The following is a 26,242-nucleotide window of genomic DNA, read 5'->3' as shown; positions in this document are numbered from 1 at the left end:
TTATCTCTTTATGCTTGGCTAAATTCAGGTTCAGAATTACCGTTTAACAATGTTTGCCCTTTTTCTTTAGGGTATGCCACATCAATAGACACGGCGCCACCTTCACGCCAAACACTAATAACGGTGTCCATATTAGCGGCCATTACCGCTCGTTTGTCATCAGGTGCCGCCGCAATTACTTGAAGGCCAATGTCTTTCATAAAGCCCATACAAGTAGAGGTTTTCACCATATCAATTTTATTGAAGGCTTCATCAAACATGGCCAATGAGAAACCACCTTCAATTTCACCATCTATGGTTTCACGTAAGCGATAAGTGGTTGATAACGCTGCCGCGATAGCAAGGTAAAATGGAATCTGATGCTCGCCACCAGAGCCTGTTTGAATGCGTTGGCTTAACGTTGTTTTCTTATTGCCTTCTTCGTCTAAAATATCAACTTCGAAATTATAGAATTTACGATAATCAGCAAGGTCTTGCTGCTTTTCTTCATCCGTAATTAATTCCTGGATAGCGGTAATCGCGCGAATATGATCTGGATCACCAGTGGCTTCAGGATCGAACAATCCACCTACATTCGCTTGGTCCTGCGCACTGAAACGCTCAACCAAGTCTAAAATGTCTTTCATGTCACCATTTGGGTAATAACGGAATTGATAGGTCTCATGATTAAATGGACGACGCTTAAGACTATGATTCAACTCGCGAATAATATGAGCCACTTGATCCAAAGAATCTTTTAGCTTAGAAACATAATCTGAGCGGAACGTTTCTTCTGCTTCACGACGAGCAAGCTCAGCACGTTTCGCATATTTGGCTAACTCAGTTTCACTCAAAACATTTATTTGATATGACACATAATGCTGAAATTCTTCAAACTTCGATTCTAAATAATCCAACTGAACGTCATTATCTAAATTAGCCTGATGGTACTTAGCGTAATGATCGGCGACCTCTTTACGAACCTTTTGGTCGAAGCTACGTACTTTATCTTCGGCTTTTTCTGCACGGCTAATAGCTTCTTTATAGATAGCGGCCCCATTCACCATGCTATTTTCTAATAATGAATAGCGTTCACTAGCAAACTCTGCATTATAAAGTGCATTAGATGTCAGTCTATTACGCTCTTCGTCAAGAGCGGATAAGGCCGAACTTAACTGGTTCTTTTGCGTATTTAACGCACCGTACTGCTCTGCAATTTGTTGACGCTCACGATCTAATTTTTTCTGATCCAGCTCAACAGCGACTACACGTTCTTTTAGCGCTTCAATTTTCTCTTGAAGGTCTTTGTCATCATGCTGTTGCAACTGGTTTATCTCTGCATCAACATGACTTAACTCTTGAGCAATACGAGTAATGGTGTGACTTGCGGTATTTAAAGTCTCGGCATCAAATTGGTTATTAGCCATGACCCGGCCTAGCAAATTATCCACTTGCTCTAAGCGCTGATCGACATTTAGGTGGTTCATTAATTCACCACTTAACGTGGCTAGTTGCTGCTCTCGAGATTCGCGCATGCCTTCAGTATTGATACCGACCATCATATGAGGCGTAAAACGAATGGTAGAAATAGTCCCCGACAGTTTTAACATACCATCAGCCGTCATTGCGCTGTCTTCACGTAGCAACTCGCGTTCCGTTTCAACGGGCATAATGCCGCCCAAACGACGGTTTAAATACGCTTGTGCATGATCATTATTACAACGAATAAACTTAAGTGCTGATTTGTGATTGCCTCGACTTAGCCATAATCGCGTTTGTGAGGTATCAACAACGCGACACCCCATAAGCTGACGACGGTGAGCACGAAAAATACGTATTGCTTCTTCCGCCTCTTCAGGTTCAACAATTAATGCTTCACGTTGCGCGCCTAAATAACCTTCAATCGCATCTTGCCATTTTCGATCAGTGACTTCTGCCAAGTGGCTTAATGGCGTAGCGGTAATATTAGCGTCCGCCAACAAAGCAATAAGGCGTCTGGTATTTTGCGACAAAGGACTGACTCCGCCCTTTAAGGAAGAGACGTCTGACTCTAACTGTTTACACTCGTCCTTTAAGTTCAAAATAGTACGATTCAGTTCTGAGCGTTGCTTAAATACTAATGATTTTTCGCTGTCTAATGTCTCATTGAGCGAGCTCAATAATTGAGTAAGTGGTTTAAGACTGCCTTCAATTTTACCATCCGCACTAATAAGGCCTGTAAATTGGTCAACATTGGCCACTATTTTATTGGTTTCTTCTGAGAGGAAACTTTCAAAGCTCTTCAGAGATGATAACAGCAATGCAATTTGACGAGCTTGATCAATGGCCTTTTGGTCTTGTTGGCTTTGCAGAGCTAAGAACTTTTTATTTTGCTCTAATTGCTGCAGTTTCAAGCCAACATCGGAATGCTCGTACTGCTGTTCCAATCGAATAAGCTGACCTTGCAACTGTTTAAGAAGGCTACTTTGTGTCGTAAGCTGCTCTTCTATTTCTTCTTCACGTTCTTTTTGTAACTCATACTGATCTTGAATGTCATCCTGCTTAGTACCCAACTCGTCAAATCGTGCTTCCGTTGCTATCCAGTGATAATTCACAGCAGATTGCTCTTGTTGCAGCTTCTTCTCACAGTCTTGTTGGATGAGTTTTAGATCATCTATGCGTTTAGCAACTTCGAGTGTTTTACTTTCAAGCTGGCGATATTCATGCAACGACTTTTGATAGGCTCCCACCTGCAAAGGCGCTTCAGCCAATACGAAATCTTGAACAAAACGTGTTGGCGATGCTATCGGAACAAATTTAAGCGCATTTTTAAAATTCTTTAAAAAGCTGTCTAGCGTGATTAAATGATCCGAACTAGGGCTTAATTCTTCTAGATAACGATTGATGTATTGTGTCGCAGACGCACTGCCTGATTTGATATACGGATCAAAGCAGATTTTTTTCATGGTTTCGCGAACTTCAATCCATGGTTTCGCTTTATAACTTTTCCTTTCCATCGCATCGATAAAATCTTCACGTCGTATGCCATAGTTAGGTAGCACAAAGCGACCTAAAATATCTTCTTCTGGTGATGCCAGCGATGCACTTAAACTCAAACCTACGGAGGACTCTTTTCCCGTAATGCTGTCTTCGAATACCAATCCTAAATAACTGGTGGCGTCTTGTCTTGGCTGAGTGCCAAATGATTTACCACTGGTAGCTTGTCCTGCATCTATCATCCCAAGAATATAGGATCTAATACTACGACCACTCGCTTTACCATCGTTAGCACTAGCGTTGTAGTTCAAGTGACGTTTACTAGCACCCGTCAATACGGTTTGAATGGCATCCAAAATAGACGATTTACCCGACCCTGTTGGTCCAATAATCGCTGTATTTCCACGGATATTGATCTCTTCTGCACCCAGCAGGTACCAGTTAACCAATACAATTCTATTGAGCTTTTTCATGTTTTGGCCTTTTATTCCTGGTTTTCTACTTGTGGGTTTTGTTCTTCTTCATCAATGTCGTCTTCGTCTGGATCCGCACCATTAAAAGATTCTAACTGTCTTAAATAAGCCTCAGTCACAATGAGCCGAACAACAGGCGTTATATTAATAATGAAATTCTTACTGTCTTCTTCGTAAGACTTACCGCGAATAATAACGCCATGACGACTCAGCAATGCCAGAATGTCTTTAAAACGTGTTTCATTAGGAATTTCACGTTTCACAAGCTGCACATAGCGATCTAGAATCGTGTGTGTATTGGTGGCAACAAAGCCGTTATCTACTTCAAAATTTTCAATTTTTTCTTCGTATATTTGACGAAGTACAAGAAGAAATAAGGTTTCGTCTGTTTTTAAACGTACAAACGCTTCTCGCTGAACAGGAAGAACACCAGCCAAACGTTCATTTTCATTTATATAAAGTTTCATACCAAGTGCATCAAAAATTTTGGCAAAATAATCTTGATACGATTCTAATAATAAATAGTGTTTGCGCTGACCATGCTTGAAGGCACTGGCAAATTGGTTAGCAAGAACGAAGTTAGCCGTTTGCTGAAACTCTTGAGCGTCTTTCCCTGACTCTTCGACGACTTTTTTTAATTCTCTAAGCATTACGCTTCGCTCCTACGGACCACATTAAATTCTCTACATTCAACAAAATTATGCACATCTAAAAACTGCTCAGTAAAACGTATTTCAAACGCTTTCTCGATTTTCTTAGCAGTAACCCCTAAAGAGCCGACATACCTTAAATGATCAAAACAAACAAAATCCTCAACAGACTGGATTGAAAAGTCTAAAATATGTTTATTGGTTTGGTCTTCCATTTGTCGCTCTAAATAAGATTGCAGCTTGGCAACCGTAACTTGTCGCGTCTCATGAAAACGGCGTTGTTTATCCCGCAATTGAATAGCACTAGCAGAGACTTCAGCAGGAGTCATGACTCTTGGTGGTGGCGGATCGCGTCGTCGCATAGGTTGCGCGGCCGACTCCATACCAACAAACTTGGCACTGACGACATTTTTCAGTATCGGTAAGTGCTCATACTTCGCCACATCGGATATCACCCCCGCAATTTTATTTGCCATACCTGGACGAGAGCTGTCCATGTATCTAGCGGTATCTGCAGCACGCTTTTCAAGTCTATAACGGTATTCATCGATTCTATCGAGACGCTGTTCAATGTTGCTAAACGTAAGAATAATATCGCGACAATCTTTCTCTACAAGAATTTTAGCCTTCGCTATGCTAATAAGTTGCTGATCAGCATAGCATTGAGAAACATCTTGAAGCAGTTCTGGGTTAGCGAGAAACTCTTGAGCGTGCTCTAATATTTGACGACGAAATCGAAATGGATTGTTACTGGTTTTAATGGTCTTATAGTCGGCTATCAAAATACCTTCTACAAACAAGTCAAAAAAACCCGCGACAATCGCTTTAGGGTCACGACTCGCAAACAGCTCACGTTGCAGGCTTCGAATACCCAGTAGAATCTGATTTAAATGCGCAGAGAAATCACGAGAAGCTTCCGCTGATTGGCTTAAAGTAACCCCCCGCTCTTTTGGGTGCTTTGCAACCGACTCTAAGTTACTCAAAATACTCAGAACGGTAGCGCCGTAATTACGCTTACCGTGTCGGCTAATTTCAACAAGAGAGCGTAATAGCATGGATATTTGCGGCGTCATTAAGACACTAATCCGATAAAGCTCTTGTTCTTCAACTAACCAACCCGTGTTAACCAGCCGATGATAAATTCTTAATGCGTAATCATGAATCGTTTTTGGAGAATCGAATGCTTCTTTTTGATCATCATGCCAAGCTAAGGTTTCAAGCTTATGCAGAGTATCTTCAATCGATTCTATGATGGTCGATTTATCTTTAATTGGATCTTCTGCGTGATCGTAAAAAACATCGGCAAGATCGTATAAAACGGCTTCGATCAATGCTCTATTAGAACCTGAAAGCGCCTGAAATATCTCATCAGGTAAGTGTTTAAACAGCATTCATCGTGCTCCAAAGATCAGCATTAAAAAATGACATTATTCTTCTTTTCCCAAATGGCGAGCAATAGCATGATGCATTGCTTGTTTAACGAGTGTGTCTTCACCTATTGGCGCTAAAAGATCAATTTGTAAATGCTCGTGTTGTAACGCTTTAATTTGAGCGGGTACATCTTGTCTCAAGTGTCGGCCAACCGCAAAAAATAAGGGCAAAACGGCCACTTTTCTAATGCTCTTATCTAATTGCCCAACAACCTCTTCCAAAGTTGGAGTAGTCAGTTCCATATAGGCCAAACTAGAATGTTCTTTACCGTATTCTTCTATCGTTTTTTCATACAAGGCTTCAAAAGGCTGTTTCCATAATGGATCTGGACTGCCATGCGCAAGAAGTATGATGTGATCGTATTCATTGTGTAGCATTTTGATACCTAATGTTTCAGCTCTCCATTTTAGCCATCCTACCTTAGAAAAAGAAGCCGTTAAAACAAAAAGCTTACCCAGCTTTTAAATATTGTGTCGAAAATGCAATTTTTCATTTAGAAATCAGAAGTTATTGATCCCAATTCATATTCTTATCGTATTAGTAAGAGTAACTCTTAAAATCAATGAGGCTGAGATGAATATTCTAATTTCTGGAGCGACAGGTTTTATTGGAACCTCCCTTGTCCCACTTTTGCAAAGCAAAGGCCATCGTATTACGGCGGTAGTGAGACAAGTAGACAATCGGTTAGACCAAACTGTCGCTCAATATACTCTAGATTCTCTCACTAAACTTGATGAAGACATTGATGTGTTTATCAATTTAGCCGGTGAAGGCATTGCTGATAAACCATGGTCCGAGAAGCGAAAAGAGGCTCTTATAGCAAGCCGCACAACATTAACGCAAAAAATTAAGCACATATTGAAAAGACCACCTAAATCGATGATTTCCATGTCGGCTATTGGTTATTATGGCAGTCATACCAATGCTGTTTTTGATGAATATAGCGATTCTGAGAATGATTTTTCTCATGAATTATGTGCCGCATGGGAATCCGCAGCCACTGAATTTGCTGACATAGGCTGTAGAACCGTCATATTCCGCTTAGGTATCGTACTGGGTGCAAATGGAGGGGCTTTAAATAAAATGAGACCATCTTATAAACTGGGATTAGGTGGAAAAATAGGCAGCGGCGAACAATGGTTGTCTTGGGTTCATTTAGCGGATGTTTTAAAAGCCATAACAGAGTCGCTATCCGATGAGCGCTATGAAGGCGTTTATAACCTTACTTCGCCTCATTGTGTTAAACAAAAAGTATTTGCTCAGCACTATGCGAGATCACTTAAACGGCCTGCTTTTTTTACAATCCCTGTCTTTGTGTTGCGTGCAATCTTTGGCGAAATGGCTTCATTGCTTACTAATGGGGCAAAAATCATCCCTAAGCGATTAATTCACCAAGGATTTCACTTCGAACATAGTGATTTAAAAGAGGCATTGATAGACATTGAGAATAATCGCCCTTCTTAAATCAACGTTTACGCCTTAGAACGGGCAATCCTTTTTCATCGTTTAGTGTGTTATTGCATTTTGGGTATTCGATACAACCCCAAAAGTAACCATTTTTACTTTTTTTACGAACTAAATAATGCCCACATTCACGACAAGGGTATTTTTTACTGCCAGAAGGTACGCCATTGTCATCTTCAACAGTAATCTTGCATTCAGGATAACGACTGCAACCCCAAAATGCATTTTCCTTGAAGGTTTTCCGTCTTAGCGGTGATTGGCAAGCAGGGCATAAAAAACGCTTAGCTCGTACAGGCTTGCCATTTTCATCATTGGCCGTGTAGTCACAGACTGGGTAAGCTTCGCACCCCCAAAATAAGCCGTTCTTACCTTCTTTCTGAATAAGTAGGCTTTCACATTTTGGGCAGCGATATCGCACACTCGGCGTAACCAATTGTGAATCATCTTGTGATATAAACTCCTGCTCCCAATAACTTGAAGGAATGCTGGCTTTATCATCTTTGAGACTCATAGGAATTCTTGCCCATTTAACTTGGTCACTATCATCAGTCTCTTTAGTCTATTGACCTGCGGCTTCACGTATTTTTTTCACACCTTTTTTAGTCTCATCAGCGGCAGCAGACCCTAACTCTTTCATTTTTCCCCAAACAGTGACGCTTGTTTCTTTCGTCTTATCAGCAGCAATACCGCCGTATTCAGATGCTTTCTCAGAGGTTTTATGAGCAATTTCTAGTGTTTTATCTTTGGTTTTATCCCAAATTTCTGTTGCTTTCACTTTAGCATTATCAAACTGACTGTCTGACGCTTTATCTTGCGCTTGAGCAAACGGCGCAGTCAGTAACAAAATAGATAATAACAATGGTAATAAACGCATAGGTAGACCCCTTACTTATTGTTTGACAACCAATCAGGTAATAGCGAAATACGCTCCAGCGTAACCAACTTTGAATACTCTAACAGTTCGGCATCGGTGACCTCTTCATGCGCCCATGTCGTATGGTATGGAACATGGATGGCCGTTGCTCCGATATCAAGCAAAGGCAATACATCAGATTTAAGAGAGTTTCCAATCATCAAAAAGTCAGTAATTGCTATATTTTGCCGCTCAAGTATTTTTTGATAAGTGGCCGTTGTTTTATCACTCACCACTTCGATAACATCAAAAAAATCGGCTAAACCAGAACGAGCCACTTTACTTTCTTGGTCTAATAAATCACCTTTCGTAATGATCATTAATTTATGATCACGTTGAAGCTTTTTCAGAACCTCTTTAACACCAGGAATCAAGGCTATTGGTGCATCAAGCATTCTCCTAGCCAACTCAATTATGCTATGTACTTCAGTGCCTGTCACTCGGCCTTCTGTCAGCTCTATTGCAGTTTCGATCATGGATAACGTAAATCCTTTAATACCATAACCGAAATGCGTTAAGTTTCTGATCTGCACACTGCCAAGGTGAGAACGTATGAATTCTTCATCATGGTATGGCGACAGTAAATCAATAAATTCACTTTGAGCGGACATAAAAATGTCCTCATTACGCCACAAAGTATCGTCAGCATCAAACGCGATAATGGGGAATTTGGTGTGTCTTTTAGTCATTACTTTATTGTTCCCATTGTTTTGTATTTTGTTCAATTAGGCTTAAATACAAGGCGACCTGATCATCACTGTCATTTAGAGCTGGAATATAATCAAAAGCTAGGCCGCCATTGTGCTTAAATTCATCACCGAGCTCTAGAGTGACCTCTTCAAGCGTTTCAATACAATCAATCGAGAAGGCAGGACTAATAACATTGATTTTATTAATACCCATTTCTGGCATCGCTTTTAACGTGGCATCAGCGTAAGGCTTTAGCCATTCTTCACGGCCAAACCTAGATTGATAAACATGCGTCCATTCACTATCGCCTAAACCAAGTTCTTCTGCTACTAATTCACTGGTCGCTTCGCAACGCTTAGAATAAGGGTCCCCATTTGTAACATAACGTTTGGGAATACCATGATAAGAAAGTACTAAATGACGTCTCTCACCTTGTTTCTTCCATTGAGAACGTACCGAGTTAGCAAGTGCTTTAATGTACAAAGGATGATCTGCATAATCTTGTATCAACTGCAACGCAGGCCAATGCGGACATTGTTTCAAAGAGGCCATTAACCTGTCGTATCCCGCGGCAGTGGTTGTCGCTGAAAATTGAGGGTACATAGGAATAACCACTATTTTATCCACTCCAGCCGCACGCAGTTTATTGGCCGCAACTTCCATGCTCGGGTTACCATATGTCATCGCCATTTCAACAGGAACAGCGCCCCCACTTTGCGATGCTAATGAAGACTTAATCCGATCTTTTAATCGATTACCCAAAACCAACAAGGGTGAACCTTCGTCCATCCATACCTGCTGATATACTTTGGCCACTTTGGGCGGTCGGATCGTCAATATAATGAGATTGAGAATAGGCTTCCAGATAAGAGGATTAAGATCGACTACTCGCTTATCGGATAAAAACTCACGAAGAAATCTCCGCACTTCTGGTGTTTTGGGAGCATCAGGGGTACCCAAATTTATCATTAATACACCGTATTTTGGTGACTTGTTCATAACAAACCTTTTAATCCTTTTGAACGATTATTATATCGCTAAAAATAGTAAGAGAAATCGTATTTGTGTATCATTTTCAGTGACATAAATCGTCATTGATTATTTATCTAGCCTGAATCAAAGCTACCTAGTAACAACTTCCGATAAAGTTAAAGCGGCATAAACCAAACTCTTGACACAGCAATCACAAGAAAAAGTAGCAGACCTATGGTTAAGACCATTTTATCGAGGCTATTCCCTTTATTTCTACATAAGAGATAAAAAAACAACTGACTCACTGCCAAGATAAGGCATGACAACAACTGAATGGCGCCAATAAACCCGTCATGATAACTGTAATCAAATGGCTTAGCAGGAAATGAAAAGCCAACCATAGCGGCAATAGAAACAAACAATGCCAGCCCTACCGCCGTCGAATCTCTGTGCCTTTCATTTACCGGTGTGCCAGTCAACATGGCAGAACCTAAGCTTTTCCCCGTTCCACCAGCCACAACGCTAACAATGCCAATAAACAATCCAATAGGAATACGCAAATAATGATTATTAAGATTCATTAACGGCTTTTTTATTGCACTCTTATCTAGTTGCTTACTATTCAAAAATACCGATATCATCAAGGTAAGTACAACAAAGCTCAGTGAGAATTTAAACAACAAAGGCGTCATAAAAGAAACAATTTGAGCACCTATCACGCCACCCATTGATGCCCCTGGCGATAGAGCAATCAAAGCCTGATAGTCTACTTTTTGAGCCTTCATGTCCCTGACCCATTGCATTAACAATAGCGGGATAAAAGACGTAATGGCAGTGGCAATGATCGGCAACAGGGCGCCTGTTTGTGTAAAACCAACGGCTGGAAAAAACAAAAGAGTCACCGGAATCACAAACAGAGGCGCTGGTATCTTTGTGGTTGCGTATAAAGAACCTGCCACGCCACCAATAATAAACAACAAAACAAGAAATTGTATTTCCACTTAATGATCACCCAACCCTAATATCGAATCTAGAAACAAAAAAACAGGCACTCAGCCTGTTTTTAGACCACCAGCAGAAAAGCTATTTCTCCATGACACTACGAATGCGATCCTGAATCACTGTCGCTAATTTGTCTGGCTGAAATTTTGACAAGAAATCATCGCAGCCCACTTTTTGTACCATGGCTTTATTGAAACTTCCGCTTAACGAAGTATGAAGCACAATATACAAGTCTTTAAGCCGTGGATCCTCACGCACTTCACGAGTCAATCGATAGCCATCCATCTCCGGCATTTCGGCATCAGTAATCATCATTAACAACTTGTCTGGGACGTTTTCTCCGCTGTCCGCCCAAGCTTTTAATTTTTCTAAGCCTTTTTTGCCATCAGTCGCAACGTGGACCTTAATACCAAGATGATCGAGAGTTGACTGACATTGAGACAAGCCCACAGATGAATCATCAACAACCAGTACCTCTAAGTCGTTTGCTAAATTCATTAAACTTTTATCAATCACATCAGCGCTAATAGAAGTGTCATATGGAGAGATTACTGCCAACACTTTTTCTACATCAATAATTTCAACCAAGCGCTCATTAACACGAGTAATCGCGGTTAAATAATGCTGTCTTCCTGCACCATCAGGTGGCGGAAGCACTTCAGTCCAATTCATATTTATGATTCTATCCACTTCTCCAACCATAAAACCTTGCACGGTATTATTGTATTCTGTAACAATTAAGTTACATGGCTGAGTGCGATCCATTGGCCTCATGCCAATGGACTCTGATAGATCAATAACTGGGATAGTACGGCCTCGAAAATGAGTCACACCGGCAACAGATGGATGACGATGAGGCATTAAATTCAGTCGAGGAAGTTTAACGACTTCTTGAACTTTAAAAACATTGATAGCAAAGGTCTGCATTCCGCTTAAACGAAACATAAGCAGCTCTAATCGGTTTTCACCTACTAGTTTTGTTCTCTGATCTACGGCATCTAACATTCCGGCCATATACTACTCCAGATGGTTTGCTTATATGGATTCTATTTGATTGTAACCATGATATTGTATTCAGCTTTACGTTACAGTATTTTTTTATTATTAACTGCGCTTACAGAGACAATTTAATGATCAGTAAAGATTTTCTTTTTAGTCGCCAGGCCGTGGTAGATAACAAGACCTCGATAAAAGCGAATAACTTGTTTCATATCAACAGTATGGAAGAGGAAGAAAAGCATTCTTTTTTAAGTTTACTATTCACAGACCTAAGCGTTGTCGATGCGATCAAACATCAGCCTATATTTATTCAAGTTGCTATTCATGATGTAGCGAATTTACCAGCGCCGACTTCTTCTTTACGCTTTGTGCTTTTTTTCGACACAACAACTTTAGTACCAGACAGAGACAACGAAATATTGTCTGGCTTACAATTAGATGGTTATGAGCTCGGGTTAACAAACTTTTCATTAAGATTTTTCGGGACGCCTTTCTTTGATCTTTTCACGTACATAGAACTAAGCCTCGAAAAATACGAATTGAATAGCGTATTGAATGTGGATAGGCATCAAGGGTTAATCCATAAAGAAATTTGGGTTAGTCACATTCAAAGCCGCGAGGCGTTTCAAAAACTAGACGATAACACTCATGTTCGCTGGTTTAGCGGCGACTTCTTGGCGGAGAGTATTCCTGTTAAAGGGAGTAACATTCCAGGCTATCGACTTATTTTAATCGATTTACTGTCACACCTCCAAAATGGACGATCATCCATACGCGATATATCCGCTTGTATCGAACGAGATGCCACTCTCGCCTATCGTGTATTAAAGCTAACAAAGAGCGTTATGTATCATCGTCAATTCAATGTGCATAATGTACAAAGAGCCATTGAAATTATTGGTATCAAAGACCTTATTAAATGGGTGACGTTAGCGATGCTTAGCAGCGTTGATGGGCAACCCAATTGTTTATTCTCAATGGCCGTCAACAGAGCGTGCTTTTGTGACAGCATTGCAAAAAATGCCTACTCCAATGTTGAAGGTGCTTTTTTAGTTGGTCTTTTTTCATACTTACCCAACTTTTTTGGGTCATCCATTGAAGACATTCTCAAAGATTTGCCATTAGACGAAAGCCTCGTCTTAGCACTAACTAAACATCAAGGGGATCTAGGAGAGATTCTCTTACTGGCTAAGGATTATGAAGCGGGACGCTGGGATGAAATAGATCTAGAAGCGTTAGCAGACATTAATTTATCGAGTAATTCGCTACGCAAGCTTTATATTGAAAGCTTAAAAGCCGCAAAAGAGATTTACCAAATATAATGATAGATATCGGCGTAAACATTCAACATGACTTTTTTCTTAACAATTTAGAAGAAACCATTTCGCAAAGTAAACTCGCTGGCGTTGAAGGCATGGTCTGCATTTCCTCTGATTTGAAAGAAAGCCAGTTCTTACAGACTCTTTGTTTAGATCAGCCTTCATTGTGGTTTACTTCTGGTTGCCATCCTCATCATGCCAATACTTGGAATTCACAAAGTGTCAGTACGCTCAATGAATTGATTAAGGTAAATCGCCCTATTGCCATTGGTGAAACAGGATTAGACTTTAATCGTAACTACTCAACACCCACTGAACAACGTTATGCCTTTGAAGAACAAATACAGATTTCACTGGACCACAATTTGCCTCTTTACCTTCATGAACGGGATGCCCATGAAGACATGCTCAGTATGCTACGAGCAGCAGGTAAAGAGCACATTCAAGGTGTGATTCATTGTTTTACTGGCAGTATCGAGCAGCTAGAAAATTATTTAAAGCTGGGACTTTATATTGGCGTAACGGGCTGGGTATGCGATGAGCGACGGGGATTATCATTGCAACAAGCCGTGCCTCATATTCCGCTTGATCGATTACTGCTTGAAACTGATGCGCCTTATCTTCTACCAAGAACGATTCGACCAAGACCTAAAAAGAATCACCCAAAATACCTTCCTTGGGTAGCAGAAGAAGTGGCAAAACTTAAAGACATTCCTATCAATGAATTGATAATACAGACGACGAACAACACCAAACGCCTTTTTTCTATTTAATAACAATAGTAGCCTCACTTCGCGACAAGCCTTTAAAAACTGCCGCGAAGTGGTATGACCCTTACTGGATGAATAGTCACTAGATAAGCGATATTTGCTTACTCAGAATGGCTTCCATACTGGACTTGTAATACGTCAATATGCTGTCCGCAATCGGCTCTATCTGCTTACTAATGTAATGTTCATAATCCAAATCCACTAAATCTGCTGAACTTTCAAACGGCACGACACCCCGGTGCTGATAAATATAGCTCACCCTCTTACGACCTTTGTCATATTCTAATGGCTGACCTAGCTCCGCTCTTTTTGCGTCGATCATAGCCGCGGCTCTAACATGGGGCGGGATATTCTTTTTATAGGACGCTAACGGCCGGCTTAGTTGCTTGCTATACACCAGCTGTTCATCGAACTCTCCGGCTTTGAGTTTCTCAACAATGTCTTTTATATAATCGATGGGGTTTTCATCGTTGAATATTTTCTTGAACAGTTCTCGCTGAAATTCACGAGCTAATTTCGTCCAATCCGTTCTGGCGGCCTCTAGACCTTTAAAAACAAGTTCACCATTAGAAAGCCCGGCATAACGCTTTTTACTGCCCTCTTCTTGACCACGTATCGTCGGCATAAAGAAGCGGTCATAAACACGTTCAAATTCAAGTTCCAAATAAGAGTCCAAGTGCGCGTATTCTTGACACCACTCAGTTAGAAACGCGTTCATATCCTCACACAAGCGCTGACCTAATATTTTGGGATCCGTCTTTTGATCATGTAATGTGACAAAAAGAGAGTCTGTGTCACCATAAATAACTTTAGCGCCCCGCTCTTCCATCCATTGTTGAGTGCGCCCAAGTAACTCATGTCCACGCATTGTGATCGAACTCGCTAACTCTGCGTGATAAAAACGACAAACATTCGACCCAAGTACGCCGTAGAACGAATTCATAATAATCTTAATGGCATAACTCAGTATATCGTTGCCCTCCCGCTTCGCTTTTTCTCTTGCTTGAGCAAGCTCAGTAACCAGCTCCGGCAAAATGGCTTCTTTACGGTTAAAGCTTGCACCTAAATAGCCAGGTACTAAATCTTCTTCTTGAGTTAACAACGTTGAATTCTTGTTTTGCCCTGCGGTAATTCGAGCCAATGGGTCTATGTAAAAGGTTCTTATGATGCTTGGGTATAGGCTTTTAAAATCGAACACGAGTACGTTTTTGTACAAACCGGGTATCGATGACATCACAAAACCACCGGGACTCGACACAAAGACATCGTCTCGCCAAGCAGGCGCAACCCAGCCGGCCTTATGCAACCGTGGTAAATATAAGTTCTCAAACGCGGCAACAGAACCACCGGTTTGTTCAAAAGGAATGCCGGTTAAATCTACCCGAGTTTGTTGCAATTCAATAAGCTTTAACTTTTCAAAAATTTTCATAACCAGATCACAATCTTGTAAATTGTAATCGACAAAACCTTGCAGGTCTTCTTGATGCAATCGCTCTATTTCCTGCCAACGACCATCACCATGAAGCAGCTTTTGGTCCTGCAGAATCTCTTTACTCACATTGTTTAAGCTATAAGACTCAAAATGATAACCACCCACTTTCAGCAGAGTGATACCATCCAGCGCAACACGCCCAGGAATAGTGGCAAAATACTTGCCTTGATTATCAGAAGAATGAATGCGCCATGTTTCGCCATTCACACCAAAAGACGGCTTAATGCCTAAACACTCACAACGCTGGTTAATGAAGTTAAGATCGAAGCCAATTAAGTTCCAACCAATAAATATATCTGGAGAATATTTTTTTACGAAACGAATGAAGTCGAGAAGCAATTCTTTTTCATTAGGATAGGCTCTAATAATATCGGAATTCACCAATTGATCCGTTACAACAAAGGCAATTCTTTGATTACTAGAAGTCGCCTTATTCTTAGATGTTATGCCAATAGACAACAAGCAATTATTGGTAACCGACGTTTCAATGTCTAATGACCAAACTTTCCAATCTGGCTGCCATTCGCCGGGAATGACTTTAGCCTGGGTATAGCGTTGACCACTGCTGTCTGGAATACCAATAAAACGAATGCTTCCTCGAACATTACGTTCCATCAAGTAACGATTATGGGCTTTTATATCTTCTTCATAGACGCCATAACCCCCTTTTTTGGCTAAGGCAACCATTTGCTGGTGGAGCACCAAGCTTTTGCTCTGAATAGCGGTGACATACTGGTCATTAAAGGCCCGAAAACTTGGCTCAGTAATGCGCACGCCCGATAAATTATTCGGAAAATAATGTTGCGGCGCATCACTAAAAAAAGTACTGAACTGTCGGTCAGGCAACACCTGAACAGTGCCTTCCGGTGTTTTGACAAACAGGCTCATTTCAAGCTGCCCATTCACCTCTTTGGTATGACGACTAATGATATAGCCATTTTTTTCTACAAACATTAATAAACCAAATTGTCTTGTGTAAGTTATTTTGTATAAGTTATCTGTGTGAGCTGTCTGGTTAAATTGCCGTTAAAAATCCCGCAATAGAAGCATTGGCGGCACTTTTAACACAGTTCGACTGGCGAATACACCTATGCTTGTTATCAGCAGCACCCCAATAATAGGCCCTAGCGCCCAAAGCAAAGGGTGCCAGCTCGCTTCCGTCTTAAATACAAACGTTTGCACACCATATAAAGAAGCTTCAGCACCTATCGCAGCGATGATGCCTGAGAACAACCCTAGAAAGCCAAATTCTACTATTAAGGCTTGTCTAACCAATGATGCTCTTGCACCAAGCACTCTCAGTAAGGCGCCTTCTTCGCGACGCTCTTCAAGCGTAGAACCAATACTAGCAATCAGAACCAAAGCCCCAGCCGCTAGAATGCAAAGTAAAACCAATTGAATGGCTTGGGAAAGCTGCCCAATGATAGTTTGAATTTGTTTGACTAAATCACCAACGTTCAAAATAGATACCGTCGGATAACCAGACATGGCTTTATAAAACGCCTGCTCTTGACCCGCTTTGATAAAAAAACTACTGACAAAGTTTGCTGGGTAATGCGACAGTATTTGCTTGGGTACAATGACATAGAAGTTAGGACGCATACTCCCCCAATCAACCGTTCGGATCGAGGTTACTGGCAAGGTATAACTAATACCGCCAATATTAAGCGTCAGTTTATCTCCTATTGTGATGCCGGCTTCTTTTGCCCTTTCTTGCTCTAAAGAAATGCCGTTTGCATGAAAATCTCCCGCGACGACTTTATTTCCCTCTCCTACTTGGTCAGCCCAAGTGAGGTTCATTTCTCGTTCAAAAAGTTCTGGCTCAGATTTTCCTTCAGGATAAAGCTTTTCGATACGGTCATTATTCACCTTAGTAATGCGGCCTCTCACCATAGGAAACCAACTAGAAGACGTAAGACCTAATTGTTGGGAGATGTCATTAATACCTTCCACTTGATTGGCTTGAACATTAAACAAATAGTGGTTAGGTGCATCTTTAGGGAGTTGAGCTTGCCAATCAGATACCAGACTGGTTTTTATGCCCACCAAGATAAGTCCTAACATAATGATCAGCGTAAACACCAATAACTGAAATAAATTGGGCGTTAATCGGCGGTAAAGAGACGCCAAACCAATTTGCCAACCACTAGTGGCGCCAGAAGTGGCTAATCGCCCTAGCTTGAACATGACCCAACCAAGAATGGAGACGACCAATCCAACACCGCCGATTGCCAGTGTCATAATGCTAGGCAACATAAAACCTTGGGTATAAAGGCACATTAGCCCGTATAACCCAATAAAACCAACAACGTAAATTGCTAATGCATTTTTTTCCACACGAGCCGCAGGTTGTAAAACAGAAAGCGGCGATATCTGAATAAGTCTAATAATAAGTGGTAAACAAAAAGCAATTAAAGAAATAAAACCGGTGGCAATTCCCAGCCAAAGTTTACTCACTGACGGCTCTGGCAAAGTGGTAGTCATCAAACTGGAAAGCAGTGAGGAAATGCCTTCCTGTATTAACCAACCACCGACTATTCCCCCCAAAGCCCCAATCACAAAAAGAAACAGCAGTTGTAACAAAAACAATTTAGCCAGTGCTCGCGGTGTTGCCCCGAGGGTTTTTAACACGGCTACCTGCATTAGGTGACGCTTCACAAATCGTGATGAAGCCAACGCCATGGCGACACCCGATAACACAACCGCCAAGGTTCCGGCTAATAGTAGAAATGACTCTGCTTTATCAATTGTCTGGCCGATGCGTTGACCTTTTTGTTTCGGTGTTTGCCAACGTTGGCCGTCTTTTAGTTGCGGTTGAATCCAAGTTTCATACTGATTAAGTTTGTCCCTGTTGCCGGCTAGCATCAAAGAATAGCGAACTCGGCTACCAGGAATGATCACATTCGTTGCCGCCACATCAGCCACATTCATAACTGCACGAGGCGATATCGCAAACGCAGAAGTACTAGAACCAGGGTCAAGGACAAGATATTTCGATACAGTAAGTTTTTTATCACCTACCTCAACTTCTTGGCCAATGTTAACGTTTAACAAACTGGCTAATCGAGATGATAGCCATATTTGACCTTGCTGAGGTGACTGACTAGAAGCAAACCCTTTGGCAAATATTTGAGTGTCTACCAGAAAGGTGCCCTTCAAAGGATAGGTATTGCTCACGGCGCTAATTTGAGAAAGCTGTAATTTGTTGTTAGCAAAAATCATGGTCGCAAACGAAGCACGAGAAGCTTGCTCCAAGCCTAAATCAGTAGCTTGTTGTCGCCACTCTGTCAGTATCGGTTCATCTGAACGGACTAAGCGATCAGCGGCTAATAAATTGGCGGACTCTTGTTCGAAAGACAATTGCAGTCTATCTACAAACAAACTAATTGACGTCACGGTACCAACAGAAATAATGAGCGCTACGATTAACGTAATGACCTCGCTGCTTCTCATTTCTCTGAAAATAAAGCGCAGGGCAAAATTCATAGAGAACCTTCCTTGAGCTGTCCCGCTGACATAATAAGTTGGCGATCACACATACTGGCGAGTTTATTATCATGGGTTACCATGATAAGCGTGGTGCCTTGAGACCGATTTAGGTCAAACAATAAATTGATAATCGTTTTTCCGTTTTCTTCATCAAGATTCCCCGTGGGTTCATCAGCAAACAGTATTTTAGGTTCAGAGGCAAAAGCGCGCGCAATGGCCACTCTTTGTTGCTCACCACCAGACAGTTGCCGAGGGTAATGCGTTAAACGATGAGATAAGCCAACCTGCTCTAGTAGTCGCTCTGCTTTTTGACGAGCCTGTTTGTCGCCTTTTAACTCTGCAGGCAACATTACATTTTCAATGGCTTCTAAGCTTGGTAAAAGATGAAAAGACTGAAAAATAAACCCAACGTACTCACCACGTAGTAACGCACGTTTTTCTTCACTTAACGACGTCAAGGAATGGTTATAAAGCGTAATATCGCCTGACGTATTTCGGTCTAACCCCGCAAGTAAACCAAGCAGTGTAGACTTGCCAGAACCTGAAGAACCAACGATGGCAACAGACTCACCCTCCTTGATTTCTAAGTCGATTCCTTTCAATATGGTTAAATCGCCAGTTTTCGACGTTACCGTATGCGTTAAGTTGTGTGTTTGAAGTGCGGTAATATTATCCATAGAAAAGTAGTCTCACTTAAGGTTTCTTATGCCATTCAAAATACGGCTTCTGCTCAGCTCAATCGTTGTGATGTTAACACTTAATATTAATGCGGCACATGCTGCTTCTACGCTGCTCATTATGGGTGACAGTTTGAGTGCTGCTCATAATTTACGACAACAAGAAGGCTGGGTAAGTTTGTTAAAAAAGCCACTTGCACATTCTTATCCCAATGTTGTCATCGAAAACGCCAGTGTCAGTGGTGAAACATCCCAAGGTGGACTATCACGCTTTCCAGCATTGCTTAAACAATACGCCCCAAAATGGGTAGTTATTGAGCTTGGTGCCAATGATGCATTACGAGGTTACCCATTGGACCAAACCACGTTAAATCTAGGTAAAATGATTGAGCAAGCTCAACTCGCTAATTCCACCGTCCTGTTGATTGGTAATCGTATTCCTCAAAACTATGGAAAACGCTATACAGACATGTTTTTTGGGCTTTATAAAACGCTTGCAGATCAATATGATGTAAATTACATGCCCTTTATGCTCAAGAATGTCGCGTTAAATAAAACATTAATGCAACAAGATGGACTACACCCTACGGCAGAAGGCCAAAAAGTAGTGCTAAAGAATGTCCTACCCTACCTTATTCAATTGTTAGATAAAGAGAAAAAACAATGAAAGCAGTATTCCTAGACCGTGGATCTTTTCCTAAATCAATCAATATTGTCTACCCTGATTGTGTTACCCATATAACAGAATTTGATAACACCCATCCAAATGAGGTGATTGAGAGAATCGAAGCGGCAGACTTCGTTTTGACCAATAAAGTCGAGGTTAACAGAGCGGCTATTGAATCCAGCTCTACATTAAAGCTGGTGCAAGTGATGGCAACGGGGACCAATAATGTAGATAAGGTGGCTTGCGAAGAAAATCATGTCAGCGTGCAAAATGTTGATGGCTATTCTGGCATCAGTGTTCCAGAGCATACTTTTTCACTTCTTTTAGCCTTGCGTCGTAATCTTACTTCCTATCTTGAAGATGTTAAAAAAGGGCGCTGGGCAGAAGCAGAGTTCTTTTGCTTTTTAGACCACCCCATTCAAGACCTAGCCAATACCACTTTAGCTATCATGGGTAATGGCAACCTAGGGCAAAAAGTAGCGAAAATTGCCGATGCCTTTTCTATGAAAGTTATCTTTATAGAACATAAAAATGCGCCACTCGTGCGCCCCGGTTATACCGACTTTGAGCAAGCATTAAAAATCGCCGATGTTGTTACTTTGCATTGCCCACTAACCGATAAAACTAAAAACATTATATCTTATGACGAATTTGAGATAATGAAATCGAACTGCGTCTTAATAAATACAGGCCGTGGCGGCTTAGTCGATGAAATAGCATTAACGGATGCACTCACCAATAAAAAAATCGCCGCGGCTGGCTTCGATGTTGCTACACAAGAACCTATGCCAATAGATCACCCTCTACAGAAGCTGACGAAGCTACCAAACTTCTTACTCACGCCCCATGTTGCCTGGGCTAGCGCTGAAGCAATGCAATCTTTAGTGGATATTGGAATGGCGAAAATAAAACGTTTTTCTGAAGAAACCATATGAATCTAGAGATTTTATTTCAAGATGAGTATTTGGTCGTAATCAATAAGCCGGCAGGTTTATTGGTTCACCGAACCGAGCTTGATAAAGCGGAAGAAGATGCCGTCGTGCAGCGATTAAGAGACCAAACAGGACAATGGGTTTTCCCTGTTCATCGCTTAGATCGTGGTACATCTGGCGTTCTGGTGATGGCCTTTTCGCCTCAGACCGCGAGGTATTTATCTGATCAATTTGCTAATGCAGCCACGGCTAAAACCTATCACTGTTTGGTAAGAGGGTTGTGTCCTGAAAATGGCGTTGTTGATTATCCATTAGCAAAACTCAATGAGCAAAAAGGCAAGTCTCGTTTTAAAATAGAAGGGACTGAGAAAGAGGCTCAAACAGCGTTTTCTTGTTTGCAACATTATGAGCTTCCTTTCCCAGTAAGCCGCTATGATTCTATGCGTTTAAGCTGGGTTAAAGTGACGCCAAAGCAAGGCCGAAAGCACCAAATTAGGCGTCATTTTAAACATCAATTTCACCCTTTAGTGGGTGATAGCTGTTATGGCTGTCGTCATGTAAATAAAGTTATTCGAGCAGCTTGGCCAGACGAACAGCGCCTTATGTTACATGCATCCTCGCTAACATTTTTCCATCCTGATACACATCGCACAATGACATTCGATGCCCAGCTCGATCATAAATTGTTAACCGTGCTAGCGAAATTGGAGCAGTATAAGATTAATTAAGCACTTGATACGGACTACTTTCCCATTTGAAGCTTAATCCATCTTGTATTCCGGTGGACAATTTGATCGATTGCACCTCAGTCGTGGAATGAACAAAACCACAAGAAAGAAGCAAACGAATGGATGATTCATTCGCTTCTCCGACATAGGCATAGACTGTACTCACCTCATAACATGAGAATATTAGCAGCAGTCTTTTCAACACATATTGAGCAATGCCTTGTTTGGTATATTTTTGCTCAAGGCGATAACTTATTTCAATCGTCTTCTCGCCAGCATCCAAAAGTTGAGCGCAAAAGCGACCAATCAACTGCTTATTTCCTGAGTAAATAAGGTAATGCCATGTTTGACTCGAAACAGAAAACTGTTTTTTGAAGTAATGCCTATCCAGCTTCTCTAACGCTTTTTGAGGCAAAAATTGAGCAAACCATAACTGATTGCGAGCCTCAAACAAGAGAATCTCATCAATGTCAGCTTCAGTCGCCCGTCTAATTATCAATGACTTCTTTATTACACTTTTCATAACTTAGTACACTATGGCATCAACTTATTTAGTTTAGGTTATATTACGACATTTATGTTGAATTCTTATGTGATCTCCTATTTTATAACTGATAAAATGCTACCTGTATCAAATACATAGAGCGGAACACAAATGAAAAAAAGAAACCTAGTGTATTCAACCGATCAAGGTCGTGTATGCCCCCATTGTGAAGAGCCCGTTGACCATTGTACATGCAAAAACACAGAAGTGATCGGCGATGGCAACGTCAAAATCACGCTGGAAACCAAAGGCCGTAAAGGCAAAGGTGTGACTATTATTTCTGGCCTTGCAATGTCATCAGATGAACTAAAGATACTCGGTAAAAAGCTAAAAGCTCAGTGCGGTACTGGAGGCGCAGTAAAAGATGGCCAAATTGAAATACAAGGCGATAGCAGGCTGAAGCTAAAAGAACTTCTAGAGAAAGAAGGGATAAAAAGTAAGTTTTCAGGTGGACAACCATAATTCGCATAGAAATAATTAACGTATTCTAAATTTTATCCGATATCATTATAGACTCTAATTGGTGATTTTTCTTTAGAACGATATAGTTAATAAAATTATAAATAGAAACACGATTATTTGACCATTATCGTGCTCATGTTCTTACCCTATGGAATGGATTTCTTGGTAAGTTTTTCTCTGTATAGAGGTCCTGATGCAGAACGAAAACCCTACGAAAGCCACAGAATTAATGCAAAAAGCAGTCCCTATGATGCTTAAGTTAGACATAGCGCCGACTCCATATAACTATGGCATATGGTACGAATACGTCTCTAATAGAAACCAAAAACTAAATCAAATTATGGATGGCACCTTGCGAAAACTGGGTAATCTACCCGGCTATTTATCGCGTGAGTTATTTCATGAGTTTTTGCTGCCTGATGAGTTCCAAGAAGGATACACTCAGAAAAACAAACTGAAATCCATCGTTACTCATGTTGAGTCTTCTTCAAAAAACATGAGTAATGGGCTTGACGAACTGTCGGCTGTTTTGACTAAAAGTCAAAAAATACTAAAACGTGCCGATAAAAATGAGCATCTTGAGAAAGTAATCCACTATCTTGAACAAGGTGCACTATCGGCTAGCCAGAAAGCTAATCAATTCAATCAATCCCTGTCTCAAGTTCAAGAAGAGCTGGCTCAATTAAAAGTTGAATTTGAAGACATTAAGAAACACATAGAAATTGACGAACTCACTCAACTACATAACAAAAAAGGCTTGGAACGCTATCTTTATAAATGGCTACCTGACGCAGAAGATGACGTGAGTATTATCTTGTTGGATATTGATGATCTAGGACTAATTAACGATCAATTTGGAAAGCGCGCTGGAACCGGGCTGATTCGCTATATTGCTCAATTAATAAAATCATTTAAGTTAGAAAAAGCCATTATGGCAAGATTTGAAGGCGGCACCTTTGCCATTCTTCTCAATGAAGCCCCGTTAGATTTCACACACAGCTTTGCAGAACTACTTCGTCAAAAGGTATCGGAACAAAAGATTCGTTATAAACAAAGTAAAATCCACATGCCTCAAGTAACCGTTTCTCTTGGAATAGCAACAATCTTAGGGCAAGAAGGCCCTAATGATTTACTAGAAAGAGCCCGTGATAATCTACAACATGCAAAACAGTCAGGTAAAAACCGCACATCAGACCGTTAAAATATTAAGGACATGTTATGCCCAACAGCACCACTCTGTTTCATACTAGTTTTTTTAGCGTTAGAGATTACGAATGTGACATGCAAGGGATCGTCAATAATTCTGTTTATCAAAACTATTTAGAACACGCTCGTCACTCTTTTATAAAATCTAGAGGTCTGGATTTCGCAGAAATAACGCAAAGTGGAATACATCTAGTACTAATGAAAGCAGAGCTAGAATATAAGCGCTCACTGAAAAGCGGCGATGATTTTTTTATTGAAACCTTTGTAGAAAGGATTTCACGCTTTAAATTTGTATTTCACCAAACTATCTTAGACTCAGATCGTAATAAATTCTTGTCTGCCAAAATGACTATTGCGTCTATTACCGCCGCTGGAAAGCCCATTATTTTTGAACAAGCCAATGCCCTGCTCTAACATTGTTGTAACCCACAAAATACAAGCACCAACAGGTCAGCCTTAGCGCTGACCTCCCCATCTAAAATAATATCGTACTTATTCTCTTAATTTATGATAATTCTCTACACCTTCCATAGTGAAAGCACGTTGATCTGCATGTGTAAATTACGAATTAACGACTAAGTGAATATTTTCAATATGATTTTATTAAGCGCATTTATTCTTATTCTTCCTTATGTATATAATTAGAGATTCTGACAATCACTAAGGAATCCAGTCTCATGAAGATATTGCCTTCAATGTTACCAGTTTTATTGGTATCAGCTTTCTCAGCTAATGCCAGTGCAGCTAGTTGTGGTTCATTCACCATAGCGGATATGAACTGGAATTCCGCAAGCCTCATGGCCCATGTGGATCAATTTATTTTGAATAATGGGTACAATTGTGATGCAGAGTTAATCCCTGGCGATAGCGTTCCAACAGGCATCTCCATGATTGAAAAAGGTCAACCGGATATTGCCCCAGAACTTTGGACAAACGGAATAAAAGAAGCACTGGATAAAGGCGTTGCTGAAAAACGCCTACGTTATGCAGGAAAATCTTTGGTAGATGGTGGCGAGGAAGGCTTTTGGGTTCCCGCTTATTTAGTTAAAAAATACCCTGAAATGGCGACAATACAAGGCGTTATCAAGCACGCTAGTTTATTTGTAGATCCAGAGAGTGAAACTAAATACGCTTTTTATGGCTGCCCCGCTGGTTGGACGTGCCAAATCACTTCAGAGCATCTTTTCAACGCGCTTAAGCTAGGTCAACATGGTTTTGAAATGATTGATCCAGGTTCTGGTGCAGGACTTGCTGGGACGCTTGCTAAAGCTTACGACCGTAAACAGCCTTGGTTTGGTTACTACTGGTCACCAACGCCTGTGCTTGGTAAATACGATATGGTTAAAGTCGACTTTGGGAGTGGTGTCGATGAGAAAGAATATCGCAACTGCACAACTCAGCCTGATTGTCTGACACCAAAAGTCACCATGTATCCGGCTGCTCCTGTGTACACCGTCACCACAGAATCTTTTGCCAAGAAAGAGCCGCTAGCTTATCAATATTTCCAACATCGTGGTTTTACCAATCATGATATGAGCAAGATACTTGCTTGGATGGAAGAGAATCAAGCAGACGAAGAAACAGCAATGTATTACTTTTTAAACACATACCCAGAAATTTGGCAAAAATGGATATCTAAAGACGCCGCCTCTAAAGTAGAAAAAGCGCTTGAATCCTAAATAATCTATTGCGACCAAGTAAATCGGATAAGCCCAAATTACTGCTTTTGATAGGCCAGTGATTTGGGCTTTTTTAGACTCTCAAGCATACAATCCAAAATCTATTGGGTGTAAGTCTCATCCTCATTTTGCTGAGAAATAACACGTGCAAGCTGTTTTATGATTGCCGTCATGATTAGAAAAAACATAGGCGATGGATATTAAAGCTTAAGAAAAAACCTCACTGACTGCGCTCACCTTTCTTAATAACGCTCGTCACAACGCCAAACATTTCTAATTCAGTGCCTTCTGAAGCCGCAATTGCAGGATATGCCTTATTCTTTGGCCTCAACAGCACATCAGGCTTAAGTTCCAATATTTTGACCGTCATCTCACCCAAAATACAGGCAATAACAATATCACCGTGACGAGCAATTAGGGATTTATCCACCAGCAATACGTCACCAAAATATATCCCCGCTTCAATCATCGAATCGTCTTGAGCACGGACAAAATAAGTAGACGCTGAGTGAGCAGTACAAAATTCATTCACGGCTAAGGTTCGCTCAACAAGGTCTTGAGCTGATGATGGAAGCCCAACGGCAACAGATTGATTATAAAGAGGAATGCAGACACTGTTTGCAGCAATAAACGCTGCAGATTCAGTCACACCAAGATAAGAAACTCGCATAACACCTAGCCCTATACTGTATATTTTCACAGTATAGGGCTAGGAAAAAAGAAAGGCT

Annotated in this window: 25 protein-coding genes; 10 read left to right on the top strand and 15 right to left on the bottom strand. The window is 40.9% G+C overall.

The window, feature by feature from the left end; all coding sequences use genetic code 11:
* Positions 1-8: 8 nt before the first annotated feature.
* From V6259_RS08600 to V6259_RS08585, 4 genes are read right to left on the bottom strand one after another with little or no spacing between them, the layout of a single operon-like run.
* On the bottom strand, positions 9-3,428 hold the full coding sequence (locus V6259_RS08600; protein WP_341584211.1) for an SbcC/MukB-like Walker B domain-containing protein: 3,420 nt from the start codon (positions 3,426-3,428) through the stop codon (positions 9-11).
* An 11-nt stretch (positions 3,429-3,439) separates the two neighbouring features.
* Entirely contained in the window at positions 3,440-4,078 is a 639-nt protein-coding gene (locus tag V6259_RS08595; RefSeq protein WP_133012940.1) for a DUF4194 domain-containing protein, read from the bottom strand.
* Positions 4,078-5,469, bottom strand: a complete 1,392-nt coding sequence (locus V6259_RS08590; protein ID WP_133012941.1) for a Wadjet anti-phage system protein JetA family protein — start codon at positions 5,467-5,469, stop codon at positions 4,078-4,080. Before V6259_RS08590 ends, V6259_RS08595 begins: the two co-directional genes overlap by 1 nt.
* A gap of 36 nt (positions 5,470-5,505) precedes the next feature.
* Positions 5,506-5,886, bottom strand: a complete 381-nt coding sequence (locus tag V6259_RS08585; RefSeq protein ID WP_133012942.1) for a sirohydrochlorin chelatase — start codon at positions 5,884-5,886, stop codon at positions 5,506-5,508.
* Positions 5,887-6,082: 196 nt separating this feature from the next.
* Between V6259_RS08585 and V6259_RS08580 the strand changes: the two genes are divergently transcribed.
* A complete protein-coding gene (locus V6259_RS08580) occupies positions 6,083-6,973 on the top strand; it encodes a TIGR01777 family oxidoreductase (protein ID WP_341584210.1) in 891 nt (296 codons plus the stop codon).
* 1 nt (position 6,974) lies between these two features.
* Here V6259_RS08580 and V6259_RS08575 read toward each other — a convergent pair whose 3' ends face one another.
* The 6 genes from V6259_RS08575 to V6259_RS08550 all read right to left on the bottom strand — a co-directional run bounded on the left by V6259_RS08575 (position 6,975) and on the right by V6259_RS08550 (position 11,564).
* Positions 6,975-7,484: a DNA topoisomerase family protein gene (locus V6259_RS08575; RefSeq protein WP_341584209.1), complete on the bottom strand. Its 510-nt coding sequence runs from the start codon at positions 7,482-7,484 to the stop codon at positions 6,975-6,977.
* 48 nt (positions 7,485-7,532) lie between these two features.
* Positions 7,533-7,847: a hypothetical protein gene (locus tag V6259_RS08570; protein WP_341584208.1), complete on the bottom strand. Its 315-nt coding sequence runs from the start codon at positions 7,845-7,847 to the stop codon at positions 7,533-7,535.
* 11 nt (positions 7,848-7,858) lie between these two features.
* Positions 7,859-8,575 (bottom strand): HAD family hydrolase, encoded by a 717-nt coding sequence (locus V6259_RS08565; RefSeq protein WP_341584207.1) that lies wholly within the window; start codon positions 8,573-8,575, stop codon positions 7,859-7,861.
* Between the two features lie 4 nt (positions 8,576-8,579).
* Positions 8,580-9,575: a ferrochelatase gene (gene hemH, locus V6259_RS08560; protein ID WP_341584206.1), complete on the bottom strand. Its 996-nt coding sequence runs from the start codon at positions 9,573-9,575 to the stop codon at positions 8,580-8,582.
* Between the two features lie 149 nt (positions 9,576-9,724).
* Positions 9,725-10,549 (bottom strand): sulfite exporter TauE/SafE family protein, encoded by an 825-nt coding sequence (locus tag V6259_RS08555; RefSeq protein WP_341584205.1) that lies wholly within the window; start codon positions 10,547-10,549, stop codon positions 9,725-9,727.
* Between the two features lie 82 nt (positions 10,550-10,631).
* A complete protein-coding gene (locus V6259_RS08550) occupies positions 10,632-11,564 on the bottom strand; it encodes a chemotaxis protein CheV (RefSeq protein WP_133012949.1) in 933 nt (310 codons plus the stop codon).
* 116 nt (positions 11,565-11,680) lie between these two features.
* Here V6259_RS08550 and V6259_RS08545 point away from each other — a divergent pair, with 116 nt between their 5' ends.
* Together V6259_RS08545 and V6259_RS08540 are read left to right on the top strand one after the other, a co-directional pair.
* Positions 11,681-12,871 carry an EAL and HDOD domain-containing protein gene (locus V6259_RS08545; RefSeq protein ID WP_341584204.1) on the top strand — a complete coding sequence of 397 codons (1,191 nt, stop codon included), beginning with the start codon at positions 11,681-11,683 and terminating at the stop codon, positions 12,869-12,871.
* Positions 12,871-13,641 (top strand): TatD family hydrolase, encoded by a 771-nt coding sequence (locus V6259_RS08540; RefSeq protein ID WP_341584203.1) that lies wholly within the window; start codon positions 12,871-12,873, stop codon positions 13,639-13,641. The genes V6259_RS08545 and V6259_RS08540 overlap by 1 nt, the downstream gene beginning before the upstream one ends.
* 79 nt (positions 13,642-13,720) lie before the next feature.
* Here V6259_RS08540 and V6259_RS08535 read toward each other — a convergent pair whose 3' ends face one another.
* From V6259_RS08535 to V6259_RS08525, 3 genes are all read right to left on the bottom strand, one after another.
* Positions 13,721-16,084 carry a DNA polymerase II gene (locus V6259_RS08535; protein ID WP_341584202.1) on the bottom strand — a complete coding sequence of 788 codons (2,364 nt, stop codon included), beginning with the start codon at positions 16,082-16,084 and terminating at the stop codon, positions 13,721-13,723.
* A gap of 72 nt (positions 16,085-16,156) precedes the next feature.
* Positions 16,157-18,616, bottom strand: a complete 2,460-nt coding sequence (locus tag V6259_RS08530) for an ABC transporter permease (RefSeq protein WP_341584201.1) — start codon at positions 18,614-18,616, stop codon at positions 16,157-16,159.
* Positions 18,613-19,296 carry an ABC transporter ATP-binding protein gene (locus V6259_RS08525; RefSeq protein WP_133012954.1) on the bottom strand — a complete coding sequence of 228 codons (684 nt, stop codon included), beginning with the start codon at positions 19,294-19,296 and terminating at the stop codon, positions 18,613-18,615. Before V6259_RS08525 ends, V6259_RS08530 begins: the two co-directional genes overlap by 4 nt.
* 28 nt (positions 19,297-19,324) lie before the next feature.
* Between V6259_RS08525 and V6259_RS08520 the strand changes: the two genes are divergently transcribed.
* Genes V6259_RS08520 through V6259_RS08510 form a run of 3 tightly spaced genes read left to right on the top strand, consistent with a single transcriptional unit; the run spans position 19,325 to position 21,623 of the window.
* Positions 19,325-19,963: an arylesterase gene (locus V6259_RS08520; protein WP_341584200.1), complete on the top strand. Its 639-nt coding sequence runs from the start codon at positions 19,325-19,327 to the stop codon at positions 19,961-19,963.
* On the top strand, positions 19,960-20,898 hold the full coding sequence (locus V6259_RS08515) for a D-2-hydroxyacid dehydrogenase (protein WP_341584199.1): 939 nt from the start codon (positions 19,960-19,962) through the stop codon (positions 20,896-20,898). The genes V6259_RS08520 and V6259_RS08515 overlap by 4 nt, the downstream gene beginning before the upstream one ends.
* Complete coding sequence (locus V6259_RS08510) at positions 20,895-21,623, top strand: pseudouridine synthase (RefSeq protein WP_341584198.1); 729 nt, start codon at positions 20,895-20,897, stop codon at positions 21,621-21,623. Before V6259_RS08515 ends, V6259_RS08510 begins: the two co-directional genes overlap by 4 nt.
* Here the strand turns inward: V6259_RS08510 and V6259_RS08505 are convergent.
* On the bottom strand, positions 21,616-22,146 hold the full coding sequence (locus V6259_RS08505) for a GNAT family N-acetyltransferase (protein WP_341584197.1): 531 nt from the start codon (positions 22,144-22,146) through the stop codon (positions 21,616-21,618). The two genes, V6259_RS08510 and V6259_RS08505, sit on opposite strands and share 8 nt — an antisense overlap.
* A 132-nt stretch (positions 22,147-22,278) precedes the next feature.
* Between V6259_RS08505 and yciH the strand changes: the two genes are divergently transcribed.
* The 4 genes from yciH (at position 22,279) to V6259_RS08485 (ending at position 25,514) form a co-directional block, all read left to right on the top strand.
* The gene (yciH, locus tag V6259_RS08500) at positions 22,279-22,629 is read left to right on the top strand and encodes a stress response translation initiation inhibitor YciH (RefSeq protein ID WP_133012959.1); all 351 of its coding nucleotides are present in this window, start codon (positions 22,279-22,281) and stop codon (positions 22,627-22,629) included.
* Positions 22,630-22,822: 193 nt separating this feature from the next.
* Positions 22,823-23,830 (top strand): GGDEF domain-containing protein, encoded by a 1,008-nt coding sequence (locus V6259_RS08495; RefSeq protein ID WP_341584196.1) that lies wholly within the window; start codon positions 22,823-22,825, stop codon positions 23,828-23,830.
* Between the two features lie 17 nt (positions 23,831-23,847).
* Positions 23,848-24,249, top strand: coding sequence for an acyl-CoA thioesterase (locus V6259_RS08490; protein ID WP_341584195.1), 402 nt, complete (start codon positions 23,848-23,850; stop codon positions 24,247-24,249).
* Between the two features lie 263 nt (positions 24,250-24,512).
* Complete coding sequence (locus V6259_RS08485; protein ID WP_341584194.1) at positions 24,513-25,514, top strand: ABC transporter substrate-binding protein; 1,002 nt, start codon at positions 24,513-24,515, stop codon at positions 25,512-25,514.
* Between the two features lie 220 nt (positions 25,515-25,734).
* Here V6259_RS08485 and umuD read toward each other — a convergent pair whose 3' ends face one another.
* Complete coding sequence (gene umuD / locus V6259_RS08480; RefSeq protein ID WP_341584193.1) at positions 25,735-26,184, bottom strand: translesion error-prone DNA polymerase V autoproteolytic subunit; 450 nt, start codon at positions 26,182-26,184, stop codon at positions 25,735-25,737.
* Between the last annotated feature and the right edge of the window lie 58 nt (positions 26,185-26,242).

The organism is Marinomonas sp. TI.3.20 (assembly GCF_038155025.1).
Lineage (GTDB): Bacteria > Pseudomonadota > Gammaproteobacteria > Pseudomonadales > Marinomonadaceae > Marinomonas > Marinomonas flavescens.
The sequence above is the reverse complement of the archived record's forward strand: the minus strand, read 5'-3'. Positions and strand labels throughout refer to the sequence as shown.